The 20655-nt window shown below is 75.4% G+C and carries 18 protein-coding genes and 1 riboswitch; of the genes, 14 read left to right on the forward strand and 4 right to left on the reverse strand.

Translation table 11 applies throughout. From position 1 onward, the window contains the following. Nucleotides 1–46 precede the first annotated feature (46 nt). Both ACFVS0_RS01565 and ACFVS0_RS01570 read right to left on the reverse strand, forming a co-directional pair. Complete coding sequence (locus ACFVS0_RS01565) at nucleotides 47–691, reverse strand: maleylpyruvate isomerase family mycothiol-dependent enzyme (RefSeq protein WP_430586962.1); 645 nt, start codon at nucleotides 689–691, stop codon at nucleotides 47–49. Nucleotides 692–806: 115 nt separating this feature from the next. Continuing rightward, entirely contained in the window at nucleotides 807–1595 is a 789-nt protein-coding gene (locus tag ACFVS0_RS01570) for a hypothetical protein (protein ID WP_430551138.1), read from the reverse strand. 167 nt (nucleotides 1596–1762) lie between these two features. Here ACFVS0_RS01570 and ACFVS0_RS01575 point away from each other — a divergent pair, with 167 nt between their 5' ends. Together ACFVS0_RS01575 and ACFVS0_RS01580 are read left to right on the forward strand one after the other, a co-directional pair. Beyond that, nucleotides 1763–3295 (forward strand): amidohydrolase family protein, encoded by a 1533-nt coding sequence (locus tag ACFVS0_RS01575; protein WP_430586963.1) that lies wholly within the window; start codon nucleotides 1763–1765, stop codon nucleotides 3293–3295. Then, nucleotides 3292–4956, forward strand: a complete 1665-nt coding sequence (locus tag ACFVS0_RS01580; RefSeq protein WP_430562297.1) for a S41 family peptidase — start codon at nucleotides 3292–3294, stop codon at nucleotides 4954–4956. The genes ACFVS0_RS01575 and ACFVS0_RS01580 overlap by 4 nt, the downstream gene beginning before the upstream one ends. Before the next feature lie 55 nt (nucleotides 4957–5011). Here ACFVS0_RS01580 and ACFVS0_RS01585 read toward each other — a convergent pair whose 3' ends face one another. Continuing rightward, on the reverse strand, nucleotides 5012–5572 hold the full coding sequence (locus tag ACFVS0_RS01585) for a TetR/AcrR family transcriptional regulator (RefSeq protein ID WP_430562296.1): 561 nt from the start codon (nucleotides 5570–5572) through the stop codon (nucleotides 5012–5014). Between the two features lie 122 nt (nucleotides 5573–5694). Between ACFVS0_RS01585 and ACFVS0_RS01590 the strand changes: the two genes are divergently transcribed. After that, the gene (locus tag ACFVS0_RS01590; protein WP_430586964.1) at nucleotides 5695–7515 is read left to right on the forward strand and encodes a flavin-containing monooxygenase; all 1821 of its coding nucleotides are present in this window, start codon (nucleotides 5695–5697) and stop codon (nucleotides 7513–7515) included. 54 nt (nucleotides 7516–7569) lie between these two features. After that, nucleotides 7570–8589 carry a LacI family DNA-binding transcriptional regulator gene (locus tag ACFVS0_RS01595; protein WP_430551143.1) on the forward strand — a complete coding sequence of 340 codons (1020 nt, stop codon included), beginning with the start codon at nucleotides 7570–7572 and terminating at the stop codon, nucleotides 8587–8589. A 46-nt stretch (nucleotides 8590–8635) separates the two neighbouring features. On the opposite strand, the gene ACFVS0_RS01600 is transcribed toward ACFVS0_RS01595, so the two are convergent. After that, on the reverse strand, nucleotides 8636–9364 hold the full coding sequence (locus ACFVS0_RS01600; RefSeq protein WP_430551270.1) for a GTP pyrophosphokinase family protein: 729 nt from the start codon (nucleotides 9362–9364) through the stop codon (nucleotides 8636–8638). 258 nt (nucleotides 9365–9622) lie between these two features. Beyond that, nucleotides 9623–9736, forward strand: a riboswitch (SAM riboswitch). A gap of 381 nt (nucleotides 9737–10117) precedes the next feature. On the opposite strand from ACFVS0_RS01600, the gene ACFVS0_RS01605 reads away from it, so the two are divergent. From ACFVS0_RS01605 to ACFVS0_RS01650, 10 genes are all read left to right on the forward strand, one after another. Next, nucleotides 10118–11377, forward strand: a complete 1260-nt coding sequence (locus ACFVS0_RS01605) for an LLM class flavin-dependent oxidoreductase (protein ID WP_430586965.1) — start codon at nucleotides 10118–10120, stop codon at nucleotides 11375–11377. Between the two features lie 94 nt (nucleotides 11378–11471). After that, nucleotides 11472–12416 (forward strand): DUF1684 domain-containing protein, encoded by a 945-nt coding sequence (locus ACFVS0_RS01610; protein WP_430586966.1) that lies wholly within the window; start codon nucleotides 11472–11474, stop codon nucleotides 12414–12416. Beyond that, nucleotides 12413–13477, forward strand: coding sequence for an amino acid ABC transporter permease (locus ACFVS0_RS01615; RefSeq protein WP_430551146.1), 1065 nt, complete (start codon nucleotides 12413–12415; stop codon nucleotides 13475–13477). The genes ACFVS0_RS01610 and ACFVS0_RS01615 overlap by 4 nt, the downstream gene beginning before the upstream one ends. Continuing rightward, the gene (locus tag ACFVS0_RS01620) at nucleotides 13474–14346 is read left to right on the forward strand and encodes an amino acid ABC transporter ATP-binding protein (protein ID WP_430586967.1); all 873 of its coding nucleotides are present in this window, start codon (nucleotides 13474–13476) and stop codon (nucleotides 14344–14346) included. The genes ACFVS0_RS01615 and ACFVS0_RS01620 overlap by 4 nt, the downstream gene beginning before the upstream one ends. Before the next feature lie 77 nt (nucleotides 14347–14423). Next, complete coding sequence (locus ACFVS0_RS01625; protein ID WP_430551148.1) at nucleotides 14424–15458, forward strand: ABC transporter substrate-binding protein; 1035 nt, start codon at nucleotides 14424–14426, stop codon at nucleotides 15456–15458. 62 nt (nucleotides 15459–15520) lie between these two features. Then, complete coding sequence (locus ACFVS0_RS01630; protein WP_430586968.1) at nucleotides 15521–16513, forward strand: nitroreductase family protein; 993 nt, start codon at nucleotides 15521–15523, stop codon at nucleotides 16511–16513. Nucleotides 16514–16604: 91 nt separating this feature from the next. Further along, nucleotides 16605–17804 carry an LLM class flavin-dependent oxidoreductase gene (locus tag ACFVS0_RS01635; RefSeq protein WP_430584925.1) on the forward strand — a complete coding sequence of 400 codons (1200 nt, stop codon included), beginning with the start codon at nucleotides 16605–16607 and terminating at the stop codon, nucleotides 17802–17804. 31 nt (nucleotides 17805–17835) lie between these two features. Beyond that, nucleotides 17836–18273 carry a rhodanese-like domain-containing protein gene (locus ACFVS0_RS01640; RefSeq protein WP_430586969.1) on the forward strand — a complete coding sequence of 146 codons (438 nt, stop codon included), beginning with the start codon at nucleotides 17836–17838 and terminating at the stop codon, nucleotides 18271–18273. Nucleotides 18274–18314: 41 nt separating this feature from the next. Then, a complete protein-coding gene (locus ACFVS0_RS01645) occupies nucleotides 18315–19451 on the forward strand; it encodes an LLM class flavin-dependent oxidoreductase (RefSeq protein WP_430584923.1) in 1137 nt (378 codons plus the stop codon). Beyond that, nucleotides 19451–20587: an LLM class flavin-dependent oxidoreductase gene (locus ACFVS0_RS01650; protein WP_430586970.1), complete on the forward strand. Its 1137-nt coding sequence runs from the start codon at nucleotides 19451–19453 to the stop codon at nucleotides 20585–20587. The genes ACFVS0_RS01645 and ACFVS0_RS01650 overlap by 1 nt, the downstream gene beginning before the upstream one ends. Nucleotides 20588–20655 lie beyond the last annotated feature (68 nt).

Here is a 20655-nt window from a genome sequence, read left to right on the forward strand (position 1 = left end):
CGAGTCGCCGTCGGCCCCGGCTCGTGCGGGATCCGGTCCGTGGGGGCTAGAGCCGGCCCGCGAGGAGGGGGAGGCCCGCGCCGTCGAGCCGGGGCAGGACGGCGGAGCGGCCGCACGCGCCCATCAGCAGGTCGATGCCGCGCCCGGTGAGCGCGGCGCCCTCGCCCCAGGCCCAGTCGAGGTCGGTGGCCGCCAGGCGCAGCCCGCGCAGCCGGCCGCGCGGGGCGAACCCGACCGCACGCCCCGTCGTGACGAACTCCAGCCCGACGCGGACCGTCCCGGGGTCCGGGTCGTGGCCGAGCCCCAGGGGGAGCCGCATGTCGCCCTCGTGGACGAGGAGGTCGGTGAGGGGCGCTCGCGGGCCGGTCAACGGCGGGCTGAACCGGCTCTCGGCGCGTCGGCGCAGCAGCGTCACGGTCTCCGCGACCGGTCGCTGCCCGGCGCGCCGGGCAGCGGCGTCGTTCGCGCGATGGATGCTGCCCCGGGCACGGACGACGTCCCGCAGGAACTCTCCGAGAGCCCCGGGAGCCGCGGTCTGGGCGAGGTGCGCGCCGACGGTGAGCACGTCCCAGCCGGCGCACAGGCTCGGCGCGGCGAGCTGCGACTCGTCCAACGCCTCGAGCAGGTCCGCGACGGCGCGGCGTCGCTCGGCGGTCGCGGCGAACACGCGCGCCAGTGCGGATCCGTCCAACGCCGGTCCTTCCAGGTGGGGCCGAGAACGGGGGGCCGAGAACGGGGGTCGAGAAGAAGAGCATGCCAGGTCTGCCGGGAGTGCGGACCGTCGGACGGCGCAGGGGCGGCGGTCGTCAGGCGGAAGGCACCTCGACGCTGATGTTGGCACGCTCGGTGCCCGGCGGGTCGCCGAGCACCGCCCAGAAGTCGGTGTCGCGCATCCAGGCCGGGATGCCCGCCGGGAGGTCGCGGCTCGGGACGGCGGGCAGCTCGTCCGGCGTGAAGTCGGCGCCGTAGGGGATCAGCGGTCGCACCTCGTCGGGCGCCTGGACCCTCGCGTGCAGCCGTTCCAGCGCGACGTTCCAGTTGTCGAGCAGGTCCTTGCGGCTGATGGGCCCGCCGGGCTTGTCGGCCGTCGGGTGCAGGGCCCGCTGGTGGAACACGGACACCCCGGCTCCCTCGGGGGAGGTCACGAACGTGCGCCAGGCCTCGAAGGCGGGGGTGCCGAAGGTCACGACCGCCTCGATGCGGCCGGGCGCGAGCGCCGCCGCGAACCACCGGTGGCGGTAGGCGACGACCTCCGGGTCGTTCAGGTGCGGCAGCGCCATCGACTGGTTGTAGATGCCGTACAGGAACGCGTTGACCATGAGGTAGCTGGACGTGAACCCGAGCTTCTCGACGAAGCCCTGCACCCGCCGTCCCGCCTGTCCCGACAGGATCCGCCGGGTGAACGCCTCGGTCTGGGCCGGGTCCTGCCCGACGACGAGCAGCCGGGCGGCGCCGTTCGCGCGTCCGCGGTAGAACACCGGCCCCCACAGCGACCGGAAGCCGTCGGTGCCGCGGAACACCGTGTCGTCCGGGTAGGTGCGGCACAGGGTCCGGAACCGGCCGGTCGGCCCGGTGTCGAACGGATCGGTGATCATGGCGCCTCCCTCACCGACAGGGAGCGCCCAGAGCGCGCGACACGCACGCCCGCCACCGGGTGAAGTCGGTGCCCGGGGCCGGTGGGGCACCGCTGACCGTGGCGACAATGAGGCGATAGTCCCGGTGCGGGCGCCCGCCCGCCGGGGTCGACGGCAGGGGGACGGCCATGGCGCAGCTGGTCATCACCGGGAACGTCGCGACGATGGCGCAGGGGGCGTCGGAGCCCCCGTCGCGCGGGCGGGTCTGGATCGACGGCGACACGGTCGTCGACGTCACGACCGGTCGCCGGCGGGTCGCCGGCTTCGCCCGCGCCACCGAGGTCGACGTCGGCGACGCGTCCGTGCTGCCGGGCTTCGTGGACATGCACAACCACCTGGCCTACAACGCGCTGCCGCTGTGGACCGAGCCCGGCCGCACCGAGCCCTGGCTGCACAACAAGCACTGGCCGGACGCCGACACCTACACCGAGTCGATCACCGAGCCCGCCTGGGTGTACGCGAAGGCCTGTCCCGAGGCGTTGCTCGCGTACGTGCAGGTGCGCGCGATGGCCGGGGGAGCGACCGCGGCGCAGGGCTGGCCCACCGCCAACCGCGGGTATCGCACCGTGATGCGCAACGTCGACGCCGAGGACGTCGGCACCGGTCGGGACGACCTGATCTACACCTCGGTGGTCACCAAGACGGGCGAGGCGCTCACCACCGCCGTCCGGCGCATGACCGCCGGCTCCGGGTTCATCTACCACTGCGCGGAGGGGCGTCGCGGCTCCCGGGTCCTGGCCGACTACACGGACCTCGACCGCGCCGACGGGCTGCTCCCCACGCTGCTGGCCGTGCACGCCTGCGCGGTGGACGCCGACGGGTGGGCCCGGTGGGACCCCGCCGAGGCGGGCGGCGTCGTCTGGTCGCCGCTGTCCAACCTGCTGCTCTACGCGGAGACGACCCTCGTGGACGACGCCCGCGCCCGCGGCGTCACCGTGTGCCTGGGCAGCGACTGGGGCCCGTCGGGCACGAAGAACCTCCTCGGCGAGATGAAGGTGGCCCGCATCGCCGCCGACCGTCTCGGCTACGACCTCACGGACGCGCAGATCGTCGAGATGGTCACCAGCAACCCCGGCACGCTCCTCGAGCGGTGCTGGCACCGTCCCGTCGGCCGCCTCGTCCCGGGGGCGCTCGCGGACGTCACCGTCGTGCGGGGCCGCGGGCGCGGGGACGCCTGGACGCGCGTCGTCGCCGCCCGCGAGCGGGACGTCGCCCTCGTCGTCGTCGGCGGCGTCCCCCGCTACGGGGACTCGGGCCTCATGACGGCGGCCGCGGCGCCGCCCGCCTTCACCGCCACGGTGGGGGGCCGACGGCGCCGGGTCGCGCTGCCCGACCCGGCCGACCCGCAGCGCGCCTGGTCGTGGCGCGCGGTCCTGGACAGGCTGCGGGAGGTGCAGCAGGACCCCCAGCAGGCCATCGCGACCGCCCAGGCGCGCGCCTCCGCCGGGCCCCGCTTCGCGCCGGACGCCGAGCTCGAGCTCTTCCTCGACATGCCCGACACCCGCCGCACGGGTCGCGCCGGTCCGCCCAAGGACCCGGGCACGGTGCGGATCCCGCCGGTGCCGGCGCTGGAGCACGACGCGGCGTACTTCGACCTCCTCGACGCCGCGCCGATCCCGGACGGCGTCCTCGCCCCGCTGCGCGCGAGGTTCGGGTCGTGACGCCGCCGCCGAGCCCGGCCGCCCTCCGCGCGCGCGCCGGCAGCCGCCTCGACGACGTCGTGCCGTCCCGGGCCGAACCCGGGCCGGAGCCGGTGACGCTCACGGCGACGCAGCAGCACGACCTGGTCGACCTCTGGACCACGCTGCTCACCGACGTCTACGTGCACTACGGGCAGAAGCGGGCGCTCTACGGCTACGACCCGCTGCGGGCGCTCGCGGCCCTGCGCCGGGAGATCCCCCTGCTCGACGGCGCCGGGTTCCTGCGAGCGCTCACCAGGGTGGTCAACCGGCTGCGCGACCAGCACACGCAGCTGTTCGTGGGTGTGCCCGGGGCCGACCCGTACGTCGCCGCGCTGCCGTTCCTGGTGGAGTCGTCCGGCCCGTACACGTCGCCCACGTTCCTGGTCACGAAGACGACGGACGAGGTGCCCGACCCGGCGTTCGCCCCCGGGGTCCGGCTCACCACCTGGAACGCGGTGCCCTTCACCCGCGCGGTCGACCTGTTCGCCGACACCCTCACCGGGGGACGGCCGGACGCCCGCCGGGCGCGGGCCCTCGAGACGCTCACCCAGCGGCCGCTCGCCTTCCTGCCGCCGCCGGACGAGCTGTGGGTCGACGTCGGCTTCCGGAGGCCCGAGGACCCGGCGGGAGACCCCGACCGCACCGCCAGGTTCGAGTGGCGCGCCATCCGCCCGGGGGCCGCCGCGACCGCCGACGACCGGGTCGCGACCCGGACGCGCCGCGGGATCGACGTCGTCGGCGAGACCGCCCGCCGCGCTCGCAAGCTGCTCTTCGCCACCGACCTGTGGGAGGGCGACCGGCGGGGCGTGCAGCCCCGGGCGAAGGGCTCCGGGTGGCTGCGCACCAGCATCGCGGACGCCCTCGCCGCCCGGCCGGTGACGACGTCGCACGGCACGTTCGGCTACCTGCGGATCTGGACGTTCGACGTGCGCCATCCCGGCCGGTTCGTCGACGAGGTCGCCCGGCTGCTGCGCCGGCTGCCGCAGAACGGGCTCGTCGTCGACCTCCGCTCCAACCCTGGCGGCGTCGTCGACGCGGCCGAGCGGCTGTTCCAGCTCTTCACCGACGAGCGGGTCGAGCCGGCGCGGTTCGCGTGCCGCGCGACGCCGGCGATGGCCGACCTCGCCGAGGCCGACGGCAACGGGGCCGACCTCGCCGACTGGGCGGGCTCCCTGCGCGCCGCCCTCGACCTCGGCGAGGAGTTCTCGCAGCACCTGCCCCTCGCGGACCCCGACCTGTGCAACGGTGCCGCGCGGGCGTACCGGGGTCCGGTCGTCGCCGTCGTCGACGCCAACACGTACTCCTGCGGCGACCTCTTCGCGGCGGGCCTGGTGGACCACGGCATCGGCCGGGTGGTCGCCGTGGGTGCGGCGACCGGCGGGGGCGGCGCGAACGTCTGGAGCGGCGACGACGTCCAGTACGCCTACCACGCGGCCCACCGCGCGCTCCCGCCGTTGCCGCCAGGGATCGGCTTCGCGCTCGCCGTGCGGCGCATGGTCCGGTCCGGCACCTCCGCGGGCCTCGCGATCGAGGACGTCGGGGTGGCGGGCGAGGAGCGCTACGACATGACCGAGCGCGACGTCGTGGACGGGAACCTCGACCTCCTCGAGCACTGCACCGCGCTCCTGGCCTCCGCGTAGCCGCGCCAGCCCGCCGGTGGGGCCCGCCGGTGCCGCGCGACCCCCGGCCGCGACGTCAGGACGCCGGGACCGCCGTGGTGAACAGGCCGCGGTGCACGATCTCCCGGGCCTGGGTGCCGCGGGCGCCGCCACGGTCCCGCCGCTCGAGGGCGAGCGCGGACATGGCCATCGGCAGGGCGAGCATGAGGTGCTGCGTCGTCACGCCGGGGTGCACGACGCCGGCCGCGAGGCCACGCGCGAGCAGCGGCGCGAAGGCCGCGGCGGTGCGCCGCGCGAGGTCGGCGAGGGCGGGGGAGTCGCTGAGGGCGACGAGCGCGAACGACGGTGCGGCGACCTGGACGTCCAGCGCGTGATGGAGCAGCGTGACCACGCCGTCGTCCGCGTCGCCCAGGGCGGTGGCGAGCGTCTCCAGGTCGGCGACGTTCTGCTCGAGCACGGCCGACGCCAGCGCCTCGCGGCTGGGGAAGTGCCGGTGCAGGGTGGTGCGGCTGACGCCCGCGGCGGCCGCGACCCGCTCGAGCGGGACGTCGGGGCCCTCGGCCGCGAGCACGCGGCGGGCCGCCGCGAGCAGCAGGTCGCGGTTGCGCGCGGCGTCGCGACGGACGGGTTCGGCCATGGCGCCGAGGGTACCGACGGACCGACACGGCGTCAGAGGCGGACGCAAAACGTACGTTGATGTACGTTTCGTGGTGCAGGGCTGTCGCCCTGGCGAACCGTTCTCCTGACGAAAGGCCCTCCGTGACCGACACGACGACGCCTGCCGACCGCATCGCCGCCCTCGACCCCGACGCCCTGCGTGAGCGGTACCGGCACGAGCGCGACCGCCGGCTGCGCCCCGACGGGAGCGCCCGGTACCGGCGGGCGGCGGGGGAGTTCGGCTACTACGCGAAGGACCCGTACACCGAGCGCACGGAGCGTGACCCGCTGACCGACCGGGTGGAGGTGCTGGTCGTCGGTGGCGGGTTCGGTGGCCTGCTCACGGGCGCCCGGCTGCGCGAGGCGGGCTTCGGGTCGATCCGGATGATGGACGAGGCCGGCGACTTCGGCGGCACCTGGTACTGGAACCGCTACCCGGGGATCCACTGCGACATCGAGGCGTCGGTGTACATGCCGCTGCTGGAGGAGACGGGGTACCTCCCGACGATGCGCTACGCGCCCGGGGAGGAGATCCGGCGGCACGCGGTGCGGATCGCCGCGCAGTACGGCCTGTACCGCGACGCCGTCTTCCAGACCCGGGTCACGGAGCTCACCTGGGACGAGGACGGCGCCGAGTGGCTGGTGCGCACCGACCGGGGCGACGCGATGCGCGCCCGGTACGTGGTGGTCTCCTCGGGCACGCTGACCCAGCCGAAGCTTCCCGGCATCCCCGGGATCGAGGACTTCCGCGGGCACACGTTCCACACCAGCCGGTGGGACTACGGCTACACCGGCGGCAGCGCCGACGGCGGGATGGCCGGGCTCGCGGACAAGCGCGTGGCCGTGGTCGGCACCGGGGCCACGGGGCTCCAGGTGATCCCGCACGTGGCCCGCGACGCGGCACACCTGTACGTCATGCAGCGCACGCCGTCGTCGGTGGACGTGCGCGACAACCGGCCCACCGACCCCGCGTGGGCCGCCTCGCTGCGGCCGGGCTGGCAGCGCGAGCGGATGGAGAACTTCCTCGCGATCCTCTCGGGCGAGGATGTCGCCGAGGACCTGGTCGGCGACGGCTGGACGTCCACCGCGCGGCTCCAGCGGCAGATGATCACCGGTGCCGTCGACACGACCCTCGACCCCGTCGAGCGGGAGCGGCGCGACGAGCTCGCCGACTTCGCGAAGATGGACCTGATCCGGGCGCGCGTGGACGAGGTGGTCGCCGACCCGGCCACGGCCGAGGCGCTCAAGCCCTGGTACCGGTACATGTGCAAGCGCCCGGGCTTCAGCGACCAGTACCTCCAGGCCTTCAACCGGGACGACGTCACCCTGGTCGACACCGCCGACCACGGCGGCATCACGCGCATGACCGAGACGTCCGTCGTCGTGGGGGACACGGAGTATGAGGTCGACTGCGTGATCTTCGCGACCGGGTTCGAGGTCGGCGTCTCCGGCGTCGTCTCGGGCACGATGCCGGTGCACGGGCGCGGCGGGACCACGCTGCTCGAGGCCTGGGGCCGCGGGCCGCGCACCCTGCACGGCTTCTTCTCCCACGGCTTCCCGAACCTGTTCCACCTCGGGGCGATGCAGAACGCGAACTCGGTGAACTTCGTGCACATCCTCACCGAGCAGGCCGAGCATCTCGCCGCCGTCCTCGCCCGCGCGGCCAAGACCGGCGCGCGGTACGTCGAGCCGACAGCGGAGGCCGAGCAGGCGTGGTGCGACACGATCCTCGACGTCGCGGTCGACAACTCGTCCTTCCTCGCCGAGTGCACCCCCGGCTACTACAACGGCGAGGGCACGCGGCGCGCGACCCCGACGTCGTACAGCCCCGGCCCCGTCGCGTTCCACCGCCTGCTGGCCGAGTGGCGCGAGGGCGACATGCGCGACGTCCTCGTGCCGCCCGTCGACGAGCTCGCGGTGTGAGCGCGGGTAACCTCGTCTCGTCCCCACCCACCGGCCCGAGGAGCGACGACCCCGGTGAGACGTTCGTCCCCGAGCATCTCGGACGTGGCGCGCGCCGCCGGTGTGTCGATGGGCACGGTGTCGAACGTCCTCAACGGCACGGTGCGCGTCACGCCCGCGACCCGCGCCCGGGTCGAGGCGGCGATCCAGGAGCTCGGGTTCGTCCGCAACGGCGTCGCGCGCTCGCTGGCGGCCGGGCGGAGCTCGACGCTCGGCTTCGTGATCATCGACCTCGCGAACTCCTACTTCCTGGACATCGCGCGGGGCGCCGAGGAGGAGGCCGGCCGGGCGGGCCTGAACCTGCTGCTGGCGAACTCCGACATGTCGGAGGAGAAGCAGCGCACGTACGTCGACCTGTTCGTCGAGGACCGCGTGGCGGGCATCCTTGTCGCGGCGAACCACGGCTCGACGCAGGACCTGCACCGCTCGGCCCCGGGCGTCCCGCTCGTCGTCGTCGACGCGCCGGGCGACCACTCGGACGTCTGCTCGGTGGTGCCGGACAACGAGCTGGGCGGGTACCTGGCCGCGACGCACCTCGTCGAGCAGGGGCGCCGGCGGCTGCTGTTCGCCGGCACGACCGAGCTCGTGCCGGTCCGGGACCGTCTGCTGGGGGTCGAGCGCGCCGTCGCCGAGCACCCGGGCGTGGTGCTCGAGGTGGAGCAGACGGGGAACGTCCAGGTCGAGGACGGCCGGCGGGTGGGTGACGACCTCGTGCTGCGCGACCCGCGCGAGCGCCCCGACGCCGTCGTCGCCGCGGCGGACCTGCTCGCCGTGGGCGTGCTGCAGTCGCTGCTGCTGTCGTCCTCGCTGCGGGTGCCTGACGACGTCGCGATCATCGGCTACGACGACAACCGTGCCGCGTGGGACTCCGCCGTCCCGCTGTCGACCGTCCGGCAGCCGGGGGAGGCCGTCGGCCGGGAGGCGGTGAAGCTCCTGCTGGAGGAGCTGGTGACGGGCGCCGAGGCACACCGGCACCGGCTCGTGACGTGCGAGCCGCAGCTCGTGGTGCGCGCGAGCACGGCCGGGCCCGGCTGACCGCCGCGGGGCAGTCGTCGGGGCAGTCGTCGGGCCAGTCGTCGGGTCAGTCGTCGCGGGTGGTGCGCAGCGTCAGCCGCTCCGCCCGAGCCGCGCCCCAGAAGTTGTGGAAGATCTCCTCGGGGCTGAGCAGGGAGTCGCGGCGCTCGACCGGCTCGTCGGCACCGGCGATCGCCTTGACCTCCTCGTGGATACGTTCCATCGAGCTGTCGAGCGACGCGGCGACGTCCGCGGCGAGCTTGAGGGAGTCGGTGAGGTGGCGCGGCACGTCCCGCTCGTACTTGTAGTAGATCTTGTGCTCCAGGCTGGCCCAGAAGTCCATGGCGATGGTGCGCAGCTGGATCTCGACGATCACGTGCTCCACGCGGTCGGAGAGGTAGACCGGCACCTGCACGATGAGGTGCAGCGACTTGTACCCGTTCGCCTTGGGGTGCGCGATGTAGTCCCGCTCCTCCAGGACGGTGAGGTCGGCCTGGTTCGTGAGCATGTCCCGCACCTTGTAGAGGTCCGAGACGAAGCTGCACGTGACGCGCACGCCGGCGACGTCGAACATCTGCTCGCGCACGCCCTCGGGAGTCAACGGGATGCCCTTGCGGCGGCACTTGGCGACGATCGACTCGAGCGACTTGAGGCGCGAGCCCACGTGCTCGACGGGGTTGTAGTTCTGCATGTGCCGGAACTCGTCGCGCAGGATCGAGATCTTGGTCATGACCTCGTCGATCCCGAACTTGTACGTCAGCACCAGGCGTCGGAGGTCGTCCACGAGCGCCCTGATCTCGGCGGCGTCGGGGGAGCGGTGCTCCGCGTCGTGTGCGGCGTGCTGCCCTGGGTCGTGCCTCGCGTCCTGGCTCACGCGTCCCACGGTAGACGGGATTCCTGCGTGACCGAGTATCCGATAAATCCGGTCGGATCTGTTCAGTATCCGAGACGTGCGGGGGGAACCGTTGACACCCCCCTGTCGGGCACCTACGTTCCTGCGCACCGGGTCGGACGACCGCGGCGCCGTGAGGCGGCGCGTCCGGCCGTCCCGGGTGGTCACGAGCTCCGACGCGAAGCCCCGGCTGGTCGGACGGCAACCCCCAGCGCGGGTGGGTGCCCCGGGTGAGGACCAGGCCGGCCGTCGCCGACGGTACGGCAACACGCGAACCCCGCCCCGGCGGGGAGCAGGAGAGGACGAGCATGCACCGCGACGCGATCAGCACGCGCCCCCTGTCGTCCCGGACCCGGCACGTGCCGTCCGCCTCGCCGATGTCCATGTCGATGTCCATGTCGACGTCCGTGTCGATGTCCGTGCCGACGTCCACCCCGGCGTGGTGTCGACGCCGCTGATCGCGGCCTGAGCGTCCGCCGCCCCGCGGCGGACGCCCCTCCTCGACGGCCCGGCTCCTGCCGGGCCCGGCCGCAGACGGCCCCCGCCCGCCGCTCCCGGCGGGCCTTCCTCCCCTGCCCTCCCGGCGGCGGTGCGCACCCGCGGGTCCACGACCCGCGCCCGAGCGCGCCCGCCCGCCGCGCCCCGATCGGAGCCGACGTGCCGTACTCCCCGACCACCACGCCCGCGCTGCCCACCACGCCCGGCACCGCCCCGTCCCCCCTCGTCGTCGGTGTGGACCTCACGGCGGCCGGCGCCCGCCCCGGCGTCCACCGGGCGCGCGGCATCGTGCAGCCCCGGTCGTTCGACGGCGAGCGCTTCGTCCAGCTCGTGCGCACCGCCGACGACGGTGGCCTCGACCTCGTCACCCTCGACGAGGGCTTCCTGCTGCACCCGGGGCGGCGGCAGGTGACCGGGCGGCTCGACGCCGCCGTCGCCGCCGCGCGGGTGGCGCCGCACACGAGGCGCACCGGGCTGGTCGCCGCTGTCGACACCGCGCACGTGGACCCGGCGCACGTCGCCCAGGCCGTCGCCCGCGTCGACCAGGCGAGCTCCGGCCGGGCCGGGTGGCAGGTCGGCCTCCCCGCCGGCGCCGTCGTGCAGGACGACGCCTGGGCGGCGCAGGCCCGCGGCGTCGCCGCGCAGGTCGTGCGGCACTGGGACGGGCTCGCGACCGGGGCCGCGGGTGACGCCGCCGGCGCCGTCGCCGTGGACGACGAAGGACGGTTCCGCGTGGACCACGACGGCATCCGGTTCGCGGTGCGCCGGCACCGTCCGGCCGAGGGCCAGGCCGCCGACGCCCACCGTGGGGGCGGGACGCGGCAGGGCCGGCCGCCCGTCGTCGTCTCCGTCCGGAGCGAGGCCGCGATCGACCTCGCCGCCCGGACGGCGGACGTCGCCCGCGTGGCCGCCACCGCGCCGGCGCGCGCGATCCACCTGCGCACCCGGTTGCGCGACGCGGCCGAGGCCGCCGGTCGCGACCCCGACTCGCTGCGCGTGCTCACCGAGGCCTACGTCGTGCTGGCCGAGGACCGGGCCAGCGCGCAGGCGCGGCTCGAGCTGGTCGAGGCCCTGGAGGGCCCGGAGATCTCCGGCGGGCTGCTGGTGGTGGCGGGGACCCCCGACGACCTCGCCGAGACCATCGTCGACTGGCGGGACGCCGGCGCGTCCGACGGGTTCCTGCTGCGGCCCTCGTCGCTCGGCCCCGACCTGGACGCCCTCGTCGACGGCGTGCTCCCGCGGCTCGTGCGCGACGGCGTGCGGGCGGTGGCGTCCCCGGCGCCGCGCACGCTCCGCGCGACGCTCGGGCTGCCCGACGTCGACCCGGCCGCCACGGCCGTCGCCGCCCCCGCTCCCGCGCACTCCCGGCCGCGGGCCCGCGCGGGCCGCGCCGCCGACCCCCGGCTGGTGCGCGCGTGACCGCCCGACCCGACGCGCGCCGCGTCGCCCCCGCCGCCCGCGTCGTCGGAGCCCACCGCGACGCTGCTCGTCCTCTCGTGACCGGAGGTCCCCGATGACCGTCACCGACGCACCGCGCGTCCGCCTCTCCGACCCTGCCGCCGACCCCGCCGCCGACCCCGCCGCCGACCCCGCCGCGGAGCGACGCGCGCGCCGGCGGGCCGACCGCGAGCGAGACCTCGCCGCGCCCCACGGCTGGCTGAGCCTGGCCGGCTACCACTGGCTCCCGTCGCGACCGGAGCCGCTGCCCGGCGTGCCCGGGCTGTGGCTGGCGGACGACGCCGGCGCGCACCTGCGTCCGGGGGAGGCGGACGGCCCCCGGGTGCAGGGCCCCGAGGTCGCGGACGGCGCGTACGACGGCGACGTCCCCGAGGGCGGCAGCGTCGTCCTGGGCACGTTCCTGCCCGCCGGGCGCGAGCCCGTCGACGGTGCAGGCGGTGCCGACGGCGCCCGGCAGGACGCCGACGGGGTCGCGGCGGGCGAGACGGCCGCGGTGGCGATCGAGCTGGTGCGGCGCACCGGCCGCCTCGCGATCCGGCTGCGCGACCCGCACGCCCGCACCCGCCTCGACTTCGCCGGGGTGCCGGCCTTCGACCACGACCCGTCGTGGCAGGTGGAGGCGCCCGTCCGGCTCTACGAGACTCCGCGCGACCTGGTGGTCGGTGCCGCCCGCCCCGGCCTGGTGCACCGGCTGCAGGCGGTCGGCGAGCTGGACCTGACCCGTGGCGACCGGACCGTCACCCTCGTGCTCACCGGAGGGCCGGGAGGCGCGCCGACGCTGCTGTTCAGCGACGAGGCCTCCGGCGTCGCGCCCTGGCGGGTGGCGCGCCCCGAGCTCTCCGGGTCCCTGACCCCGGGCGGCACGGGCGTGGCACGGCTCGACCTGAACGACGCCGTCAACCTCCCGTACGCCTTCAGCGACCACGGCACGTGCCCTGCCCCGCCGCCGGGGAACCACGTCCCGTTCGCCGTCACCGCGGGGGAGAGGGTGCCGCGATGACCGCCGTCAGGACCGCGGGCGCACCCGCCCCGGCGCTCCCGTCGCCCGCGCCGGACGCCGGGGACTCCCCGTACTCGCACCTGCGCATCGTCCCCGCCCGCCACCCCGGCCGGTGGGTCGCGACCGCCGGCGTGGCCGTGCTGCTCGCGATGGTCGTCAGCTCGCTGCTCACCAACGACCGGTGGGAGTGGGACGTCGTCGCGCAGTACCTCACCTGGCCCTCGATCCTGTCCGGCGCCTGGGCGACCATCCGGCTCACGGCCGCGGCGTCGGTGGTCGGGTTCGCGCTGGGCACGGTGCTGGCGCTCATGCGCCTGTCGCGCTCGCCCCTGCTCGTCGGGGTGTCGTGGGCGTACACGTGGGTGTTCCGGTCCGTGCCGCTGCTGCTGCAGCTGCTGCTCTGGTACAACCTCGCCTACCTGTACCCGCACCTGAGCCTCGGCGTCCCCTTCGGGCCGGAGTTCCTCTGGTTCGACACCCTCGGCGTCATCGACAAGTTCGGCGCCGCCATCCTGGGCCTGGGGCTCTCGCAGGCCGCGTACTCCGCCGAGATCGTGCGCGCCGGCATCCTCAGCGTCGACCAGGGGCAGCAGGAGGCCGCCGCCTCGCTCGGCATCCCGCGCCGCCGCCAGGTGACCCGCATCGTGCTGCCGCAGGCGATGCGCTCGATCGTCCCGACGGCGGTGAACGAGGTGATCGGGCTGCTCAAGGGCACCTCGATCGTCTACGTCCTGGCGTACGGCGAGCTGTTCTACATCGCGTCCGTCATCTACGGCCGCAACGGCAAGGTCGTGCCGCTCCTCATCGTCGCGGCGATCTGGTACCTGGTCCTCACCACGCTGATCACGATCGTCCAGTACTACGTGGAGCGGCACTACGCGAAGGGCGCCGTGCGCACCCTGCCGCCCACCCCGCTGCAGCGGCTGCGCTGGTCGTCCGCCGTGACCGCGGCCCGTCTGACCGGTCGTCCGGTGCCCCCGCACGTGCCGCCGGCGTTCGCGGCCCGCGCGCGGGTCGGCGTCCTCACCCGCACCGCCCGCACCTCGGGAGGCCCCGCATGACCGCCACCACGACCCGCACCACGACCCGCACGACGACCCGCACGACGACCCGCACGACGGGGCCCACGACGGCGCCGGACAATGCTGCGGGACGCGTCGAGGTGCACGGCCTCCACAAGAGCTTCGGCACCCTCGAGGTGCTCCGGGACGTGGACCTCACCTTCGAGCCGGGCACCGTGACCGTCGTCCTCGGGCCGTCGGGCTCGGGCAAGTCCACGCTGCTGCGCGCGATCAACCACCTCGAGAAGGTCGACGCCGGCTTCGTCACGGTGGACGGCGACCTCGTCGGCTACCGCCGTCGGCACGCGCGACGCGGTGGCCGCCGGGGCGAGGTGCTGCAGGAGCTCAAGGAGCGGGAGATCCTCGGGCAGCGCACCCGGATCGGGTTCGTCTTCCAGAGCTTCAACCTGTTCCCGCACCTCACCGTGCTGGAGAACGTCGTCGAGGCGCCGCTGTCGGCGCAGCGCCGCCCCCGTGCCGAGGTGGAGGCCGAGGCGCGCGAGCTCCTCGCCCGCGTCGGGCTCGCCGACAAGGCGGACGCGCGGCCCCGCCAGCTGTCCGGCGGACAGCAGCAGCGCGTCGCGATCGCCCGCGCCCTCGCGCTGCGGCCCCGCGTGCTCCTCTTCGACGAACCCACGTCCGCCCTCGACCCCGAGCTGGTCGGCGAGGTGCTCGAGGTCATCAAGGACGTGGCGAGCACCGGCACCACCCTCGTCGTCGTCACCCACGAGATCGGCTTCGCCCGCGAGGTCGCCGACAACGTCGTCTTCATGGACGGCGGCGTCGTCGTCGAGCAGGGGCCGCCCGACCAGCTGCTCTCCCGCCCGCGTCACGACCGCACGCGCGCGTTCCTCGACAAGGTCCTCTGACCTCCCCGGCGTCCCCGCGCCCTTCCGGCACCACCTCACCCGCGGCCCCGGCCGCCCACCCGTCCCAGGAGACACCCATGACCGCACCGACCCGTCGAGCCCGCGCGCTCGCCCTGCTCGCCACCGTCCCCCTGCTGGCCCTCACGGCGTGCGCCGGCGTGAGCACCTCCGCGCCCGAGGCCGCCGGCACCGACGACGGCGTCGAGGCGCCCGCCGGCACCAGCTCCGAGGGCGCGGCCGCCGCCGGGCTCGAGGTCAGCACCAGCCCCGACCAGGACCGCATCAGGTCCACCGAGTCGGCCGAGGCCGTCGGCCTGCTGCCCGACGCGTTCGCGGACAAGGACGACTTCGTCGTCGCCGTCAGCGCCGGCGCGGCACCGCCGCTCGGCTTCTTCGCCGACGACGACAAGACCCCGATCGGCAACGAGACCGACATCGCGCAGCTCGTCGCCGACGGCCTCGGCAAGGACCTCCGCCTCGAGGTCAAGGCCTGGGCCGACTGGCCCCTGGCGCTGCAGTCGGGCGACGTCGACGCCGTCATCTCCAACGTCACCGTGACCGAGGAGCGCAAGGAGACGATCGACTTCTCCTCCTACCGCAACGACGAGCTGGGCTGGCTGACCAAGGCCGGCTCCGACGTCTCCGAGATCACCGAGCGGAAGGACGTCGCGGGCCTGCGGGTGGGCGTCGGCTCGGGCACCAACCAGGAGAAGATCCTGCTCGAGTGGAACGACCAGAACGTGGCCGAGGGTCTCGAGCCCATCGCCGGCGGGCAGCCGGAGTACTACGAGCAGCTCTCCGACGTCCTGCTCGCCCTGAAGTCCGGTCGCCTCGACGTCTACGTCGGCCCCAACGCGTCCCTCGCGTACCAGGCCAAGATCTCGCCCGACGAGCTCGCCGTCGTCGGCACGCTCAACGGCGGCTGGCCCGACACCGCGCAGATCGCCGTCGCCACCAAGAAGGGCAACGACCTCGCGCCCGCCGTCACCGCGGCCCTGCAGCAGGCCTTCGACGACGGCACCTACTCCCAGGTGCTCGAGCGCTGGGGCCTGGAGACCGAGGCCGTCGAGAAGCCCGAGACCAACCCGCCGGGCCTGCCCAAGACGGAGTGACGGCACCGGCCGTCCGCACGCCCGACCCGTCCCCTGACCCGTCCCCGAATCGAGGAGTGCCCGTGACCGAGAACACCACGCCGTCCGCCGTCGCGGTCCCGCGACCCCCGGGCAGGCCCCGCCCCGCCCGTCCCGCGACGCCGCGGGTGGCCGCGGACCTGCGGGAGCTGCAGGCCCGCGCGCGGGTCGCCGCCCGCTACGGTGTGCGACCCGAGGACGCGGACGACGCCGCGCCCGGCGTCGCCTCGGCCCTCACGAGGGCGCTCGCCACGTCGCACGGCGCGGCGCACCCCGGTGCGCCGGCCGGCGGCCCGGCGGCCCTCGACGTCCAGCTGGGTCATCGCTCCGTCCGGGCGTTCCTGCCGGGGCCGCTGGAGCCGTGGGTGCTGCCCACCGTCGTCGCGGCGGCGCAGTCCGCGCCGTCGTCGTCGAACCTGCAGCTGTGGAGCGTCGTCGCGGTCACCGACCGCGACCGCCTCGCGAGGGTGGCCGCGCTCGCCGGGCACCAGGAGCACGTGCGCGACGCGCCGCTGCTGCTCGTGTGGGTGGCCGACGTGGCCCGCGCCCGGGAGCTGGGCGCGCAGGACGGCGTCGAGCTCGAGGCCGCGGGCTACCTCGAGACGACGGTCGTCGCCTTCCTCGACGCCGCGCTCGCCGCGCAGAACGCGGTGGTGGCCGCCGAGTCGCTCGGCCTCGGCACCGTGTACGTCGGCGCGGTCCGGAACCACCCCGAGGACCTCGCCGCCGAGCTCGGCCTGCCGCCCGGTGCGGTCGCCGTCGTCGGGCTGGCCGTCGGGCACCCCGACCCCGACCACGCCCCGCGCGTCAAGCCGCGCCTGCCCCAGGACGCCGTCCTGCACCGCGAGACCTACGACGAAGGGCGAGTCGCGCACGTCGCCGACTACGCGCCGCGCATCGACGCGTTCTACCGCGACGAGCGGCTCGACGGGTCGTGGTCGCGGCGGGTCGTCGACCGGCTGCGCGGCGGCGGCTCGCTCAAGGGCCGCGAGCGCCTGCGCGAGGCCCTCACGGCCCTCGGCCTGCCGTCGCGCTGACCGTCCGCGCGCACCACGCACGACCCGCACGACACCGCACGACACCGCTCGACCCGCACGACACCGCACCACCCGCGACCTGGAGACCACCATGACCGACCCCGCCGCGACCCCGACCAGCAGGGTGCCCCTGTCCGTCCTCGACCTCGCGCTCGTGCCCGAGGGCCGCACCGGGGCGCAGGCGGTGCGCGACGCCGTCGACCTCGCCGTCGACCTCGACCGGCTCGGCTACCGCCGGGTCTGGTACGCCGAGCACCACCTGTCGCCCGGGGTCGGCTCCGCCTCGCCCGCGGTGCTCGCGGCCGCCGTCGCCGCCCGCACCGAGCGCATCCGCGTGGGCTCGGGCGCGGTGCTGCTGAGCACCACGAGCCCCCTCGTCGCCGCCGAGCAGTTCGGCACCGTCGCCGCCCTGCACCCGGGGCGGGTGGACCTCGGCCTGGGCCGGGCGTTCACGCCGCCGCAGGGCGGCCGCGCCACGCGTCCGGCCCCGGCAGCGGCCGCGGCGGGCGGGCCGCGGGTCGTCGACGGGCTGTACGTGCCCCCGGCCCCGCCGACCGCGGGGGACTCCGTGCTGCGCGAGCGGGCGCTCGCCCAGGCCGCGGTGGTGGGGGCCTCGCGCACGCCGGCGAGCTTCCGGGCCGAGGTCGAGCTCGTGCTCGGGCTGCGGGCGGGCACGTACACCGACGACGGCGGGCGCCGGTACGTGTCACCGCCGGTGCAGGACGCCGCCTTCGACCTGTGGGTGCTCGCGTCCTCCGGCGGCGAGAGCGCCCGGGTGGCGGGGGAGCTCGGCCTGCCCCTGGCGGCGAACTACCACGTGAGCCCGTCGAACACCCTCGAGACCGTCGCCGCGTACCGGGCGGCCTTCCGGCCGGGGGTCCTCGCCGAGCCGTACGTCGTCGTCTCCGCGGACGTGCTCGTCGCCGACACCACCGAACGCGCCCGCGAGCTCGCGGCGCCGTTCGCCGACTGGGTGCTCTCCATTCGCCGCGGGACGGACGGCGCGATCGCCTACCCCCGCCCCGCCGACGCCACGCCCTGGGCGGAGCGACCCGAGGCGGAGCGCGCGGTGGTCGCCGACCGGGTGGACACGCGCGTCGTCGGCGACCCGGCGACCGTCGTGGACCGCCTGGAGACGCTGGCCCGCGTCACCGGGGCCGACGAGCTGCTCGTCACCACCGCCACGCACGACCCCGCCGACCGGCAGCGGTCGTTCGCGCTGCTGGCCCAGGCGTGGGGCGCCACCGAGGGCGAGGCGCCCCGCGTGCCCGCCCTGGCCACCTCGCACTGACCTCGTACCGACCACCCTCGAGGAGGACCTCATGACCACGTCCGAGACCACCACGTCCGAGACCACCACGCCCGACCCGACGACCGGCACGACGCCCGCGACGGACGCGGCGACGGCCCCGCCTCCGCAGGACGCCCGCGCGGCCGGCGCCCGCGTCGAGCGCGGTGCCCTGCTGGTCGACGTGCGGTCGGCGCGCGGCCGCGCCGCCGCCGGCGACATCCCCGGGGCCACGCTCGTCGACCGCGACGACCTGGACGCCCTCTTCGGCCCGGCCGGCGCGCCCGCGGTCTCGCTCGACACCCCGGTCGTCGTCGTGTGCGGGTCGGTGAACGGCTCCGGGCCGGTCGCCGCCGCTCTGGCGGCCCGCGGCTACACCGACGTCACGCACGTCGACGGCGGGTTCCCCGCCTGGCGCGACGCCGGACTGCCGGCGACCGCCCCGGCGGACGACCCCGCCGCCGGCGCCTGACCGCCCGCTCGCGCCCGCCGTACCCTGCGAAGGAGACCCCCATGCCCGTCGAGTTCCTCGGCATCGCCACCACGAACGACGCCTCCGAGACGTCGGCCCGCACCACCGCCGCGTTCGACCCCGCCTACCTCGAGCGCATCGTGCGCGCCCACGAGGACAACGGCTGGACCCGCGTGCTGTTCGCCTACGGGTCCTCCGGCCCCGAGCCGGCGGCCCTCGCCGCGCACACCGCCGCGAGGCTGCAGAGCATCGAGCTGCTGCTGGCGCACCGCCCGAACGTCTCGTACCCCACGTACGCCGCGAAGACGTTCGCCACCCTCGACCAGCTCTCCGGCGGACGCCTGTCGGTGCACTTCATCACCGGCGGCAACGACCACGAGCAGGGGCGCGAGGGCGACCGGCTCACCAAGGACGAGCGGTACGCGCGCACCCACGAGTACATCCGGATCGTCAAGCAGGCGTGGACCAGCCCGGAGGCGTTCGACCACCACGGGCAGTTCTACGACTTCGAGGACTTCGTGCTCGACGCGAAGCCGTTCGAGGGCCACGTGCCCACGGTCTCCTTCGGCGGCTCCTCGGACGCCGCGTTCCGGGTCGGCGCGGCCGAGGCCGACATCTACGCCGTCTGGGGCGAGCCGTTGGCGCGCACGAAGGAGCAGATCGACCGCGTGCACGCCGAGGCCGCTGCCGCCGGCCGGGAGACGCCGCCGCGCATCCACGCCGCGTTCCGCCCGATCGTCGCCCCCACCGAGGAGCTCGCGTGGGAGAAGGCGCACCGCGTGCTGGACCGCATCGAGGCACGCAAGGCGGAGCTCGGCGGGCAGCTCTCCCGGCGGCACCCGATCGACAGGCCGGAGAACGCGGGGTCGCAGCGGCTGCTCGAGATCGCCGCCGAGGGCGAGCGGTACGACACCGCGCTGTGGACCGCGACGGCCAAGGCCACCGGCGGGGCCGGCAACTCCAACGCGCTGGTCGGCACGCCCGAGCAGGTCGCCGAGGCGCTGCTCGCGTACTACGACCTGGGCGTGCGGGTCATCTCCGCCCGCGGCTACGACCTGCTCGACGACGCGATCGACTTCGGCCGGTACGTCATCCCGCTGGTGCGCGAGGGCGTCGCCGCGCGCGACCGCGTCGCGGCCGAGACGGCGACGGCCGGCGCCGAGGAGCGCGTCGCCTGATGCGCTTCCAGCTGCTCGACATCGTCTTCAACCCGCCGCATCCCGTCACGGGGGAGACGGTGCCGCCCGCGGACCGGCTGGCGCGCGTCGTCGAGCACGCCGCGCTGGCCGAGGAGCTCGGCTTCGACTCGTTCGCCGTGGGGGAGCGGCACGCCGGCGACGTGCTGTCGTCCGCGCCCACGGTGATCCTCGGCGCCGTCGCCGCCCGCACCGAGCGCATCCTGCTGTCCACCGGCGTCACCGTGCTCTCGCTGCTCGACCCGATCCGGGTGGCCGAGGACCTCGCGACCGTCGACCAGCTCTCCCGCGGGCGGCTCGAGATCGTCATCGGGAAGGGGAACGAGGAGCTGCAGTACCCGCTGCTCGGCCTCGACATCGCCCGGCAGTACGAGTACCTCGAGGAGAACTACGAGCTGCTGCGCCTGCTGCTGTCGGAGGAGGACGTGACGTGGTCCGGCCGCCACCGGCACGCCCTCGAGCACGCCACCACGCTGCCGCGCCCCTACGCGGGGGCGTTCCGCATCTGGCACGGCTCCGCGACGAGCGAGTTCGCCGTCGACCTGGCCGCCCGCTGGGGCGACCCGATCGTCAGCGCCAACGCGCTGCAGCCGCGGGAGAACTACGGGGTGCTCATCGACCGGTACCGCGAGCGGTACGCGGCGGCCGGGCACGACCCGGCCCAGGGGTTCGTCGGGGCCGGTTCTGGCGGGCTGTTCCTCGCCGACACGACCGAGCAGGCGATCGAGGAGTACCGCCCGCTGTACGAGGGGCAGGTCGCGCGGCTGCGGGCCCGGGGCTACGACCCCGCGACGCACGTGGGCAAGGCCCTCGCCTTCGAGACGATCGAGGACGCGGTGGAGCGCGGGCCCGCGCTGGTCGGCTCGCCGGAGCGGGTGGCGGAGAAGATCCTCGACTACCACGGGACCTTCGGGCACGTGCTGCAGTCGGTGTCGGTGAACCACCTGCTCGAGCCGTCCCACCAGGAGGACGTGCTGCGCCGGTTCGCCGCCGAGGTGGCGCCGCTGGTGCGCGCCGAGGTGTCGACGACGCTCTGGGGTCCGGACGACGCGCGCCGGGCCGCCGGGTTCACCGCGGCGGGGCACCCCGGCGACCGCGTGGCGGCGGTGCCCGCCTAGCCCCGCGATCCGGTCGACGGGTTGTCCGCCATGCGGGCGCCCCGTCGACCGGATGGTGGGCGACGAGG

Origin of the sequence: Isoptericola sp. NPDC058082 (assembly GCF_042885055.1) — a bacterium.
GTDB lineage: Bacteria > Actinomycetota > Actinomycetes > Actinomycetales > Cellulomonadaceae > Isoptericola.

What these genes read in the sequence shown, in the direction of transcription:
- ACFVS0_RS01575 (WP_430586963.1), top strand. Translation starts at nt 1,763, where the DNA reads ATGGCGCAGCTGGTCATCACCGGGAACGTCGCGACGATGGCGCAGGGG.
- ACFVS0_RS01570 (WP_430551138.1), bottom strand. Translation starts at nt 1,595, where the DNA reads ATGATCACCGATCCGTTCGACACCGGGCCGACCGGCCGGTTCCGGACC.
- ACFVS0_RS01635 (WP_430584925.1), top strand. Translation starts at nt 16,605, where the DNA reads ATGACCGACCCCGCCGCGACCCCGACCAGCAGGGTGCCCCTGTCCGTC.
- ACFVS0_RS01620 (WP_430586967.1), top strand. Translation starts at nt 13,474, where the DNA reads ATGACCGCCACCACGACCCGCACCACGACCCGCACGACGACCCGCACG.
- ACFVS0_RS01650 (WP_430586970.1), top strand. Translation starts at nt 19,451, where the DNA reads ATGCGCTTCCAGCTGCTCGACATCGTCTTCAACCCGCCGCATCCCGTC.
- ACFVS0_RS01585 (WP_430562296.1), bottom strand. Translation starts at nt 5,572, where the DNA reads ATGGCCGAACCCGTCCGTCGCGACGCCGCGCGCAACCGCGACCTGCTG.
- ACFVS0_RS01645 (WP_430584923.1), top strand. Translation starts at nt 18,315, where the DNA reads ATGCCCGTCGAGTTCCTCGGCATCGCCACCACGAACGACGCCTCCGAG.
- ACFVS0_RS01625 (WP_430551148.1), top strand. Translation starts at nt 14,424, where the DNA reads ATGACCGCACCGACCCGTCGAGCCCGCGCGCTCGCCCTGCTCGCCACC.
- ACFVS0_RS01610 (WP_430586966.1), top strand. Translation starts at nt 11,472, where the DNA reads ATGACCGTCACCGACGCACCGCGCGTCCGCCTCTCCGACCCTGCCGCC.
- ACFVS0_RS01640 (WP_430586969.1), top strand. Translation starts at nt 17,836, where the DNA reads ATGACCACGTCCGAGACCACCACGTCCGAGACCACCACGCCCGACCCG.
- ACFVS0_RS01615 (WP_430551146.1), top strand. Translation starts at nt 12,413, where the DNA reads ATGACCGCCGTCAGGACCGCGGGCGCACCCGCCCCGGCGCTCCCGTCG.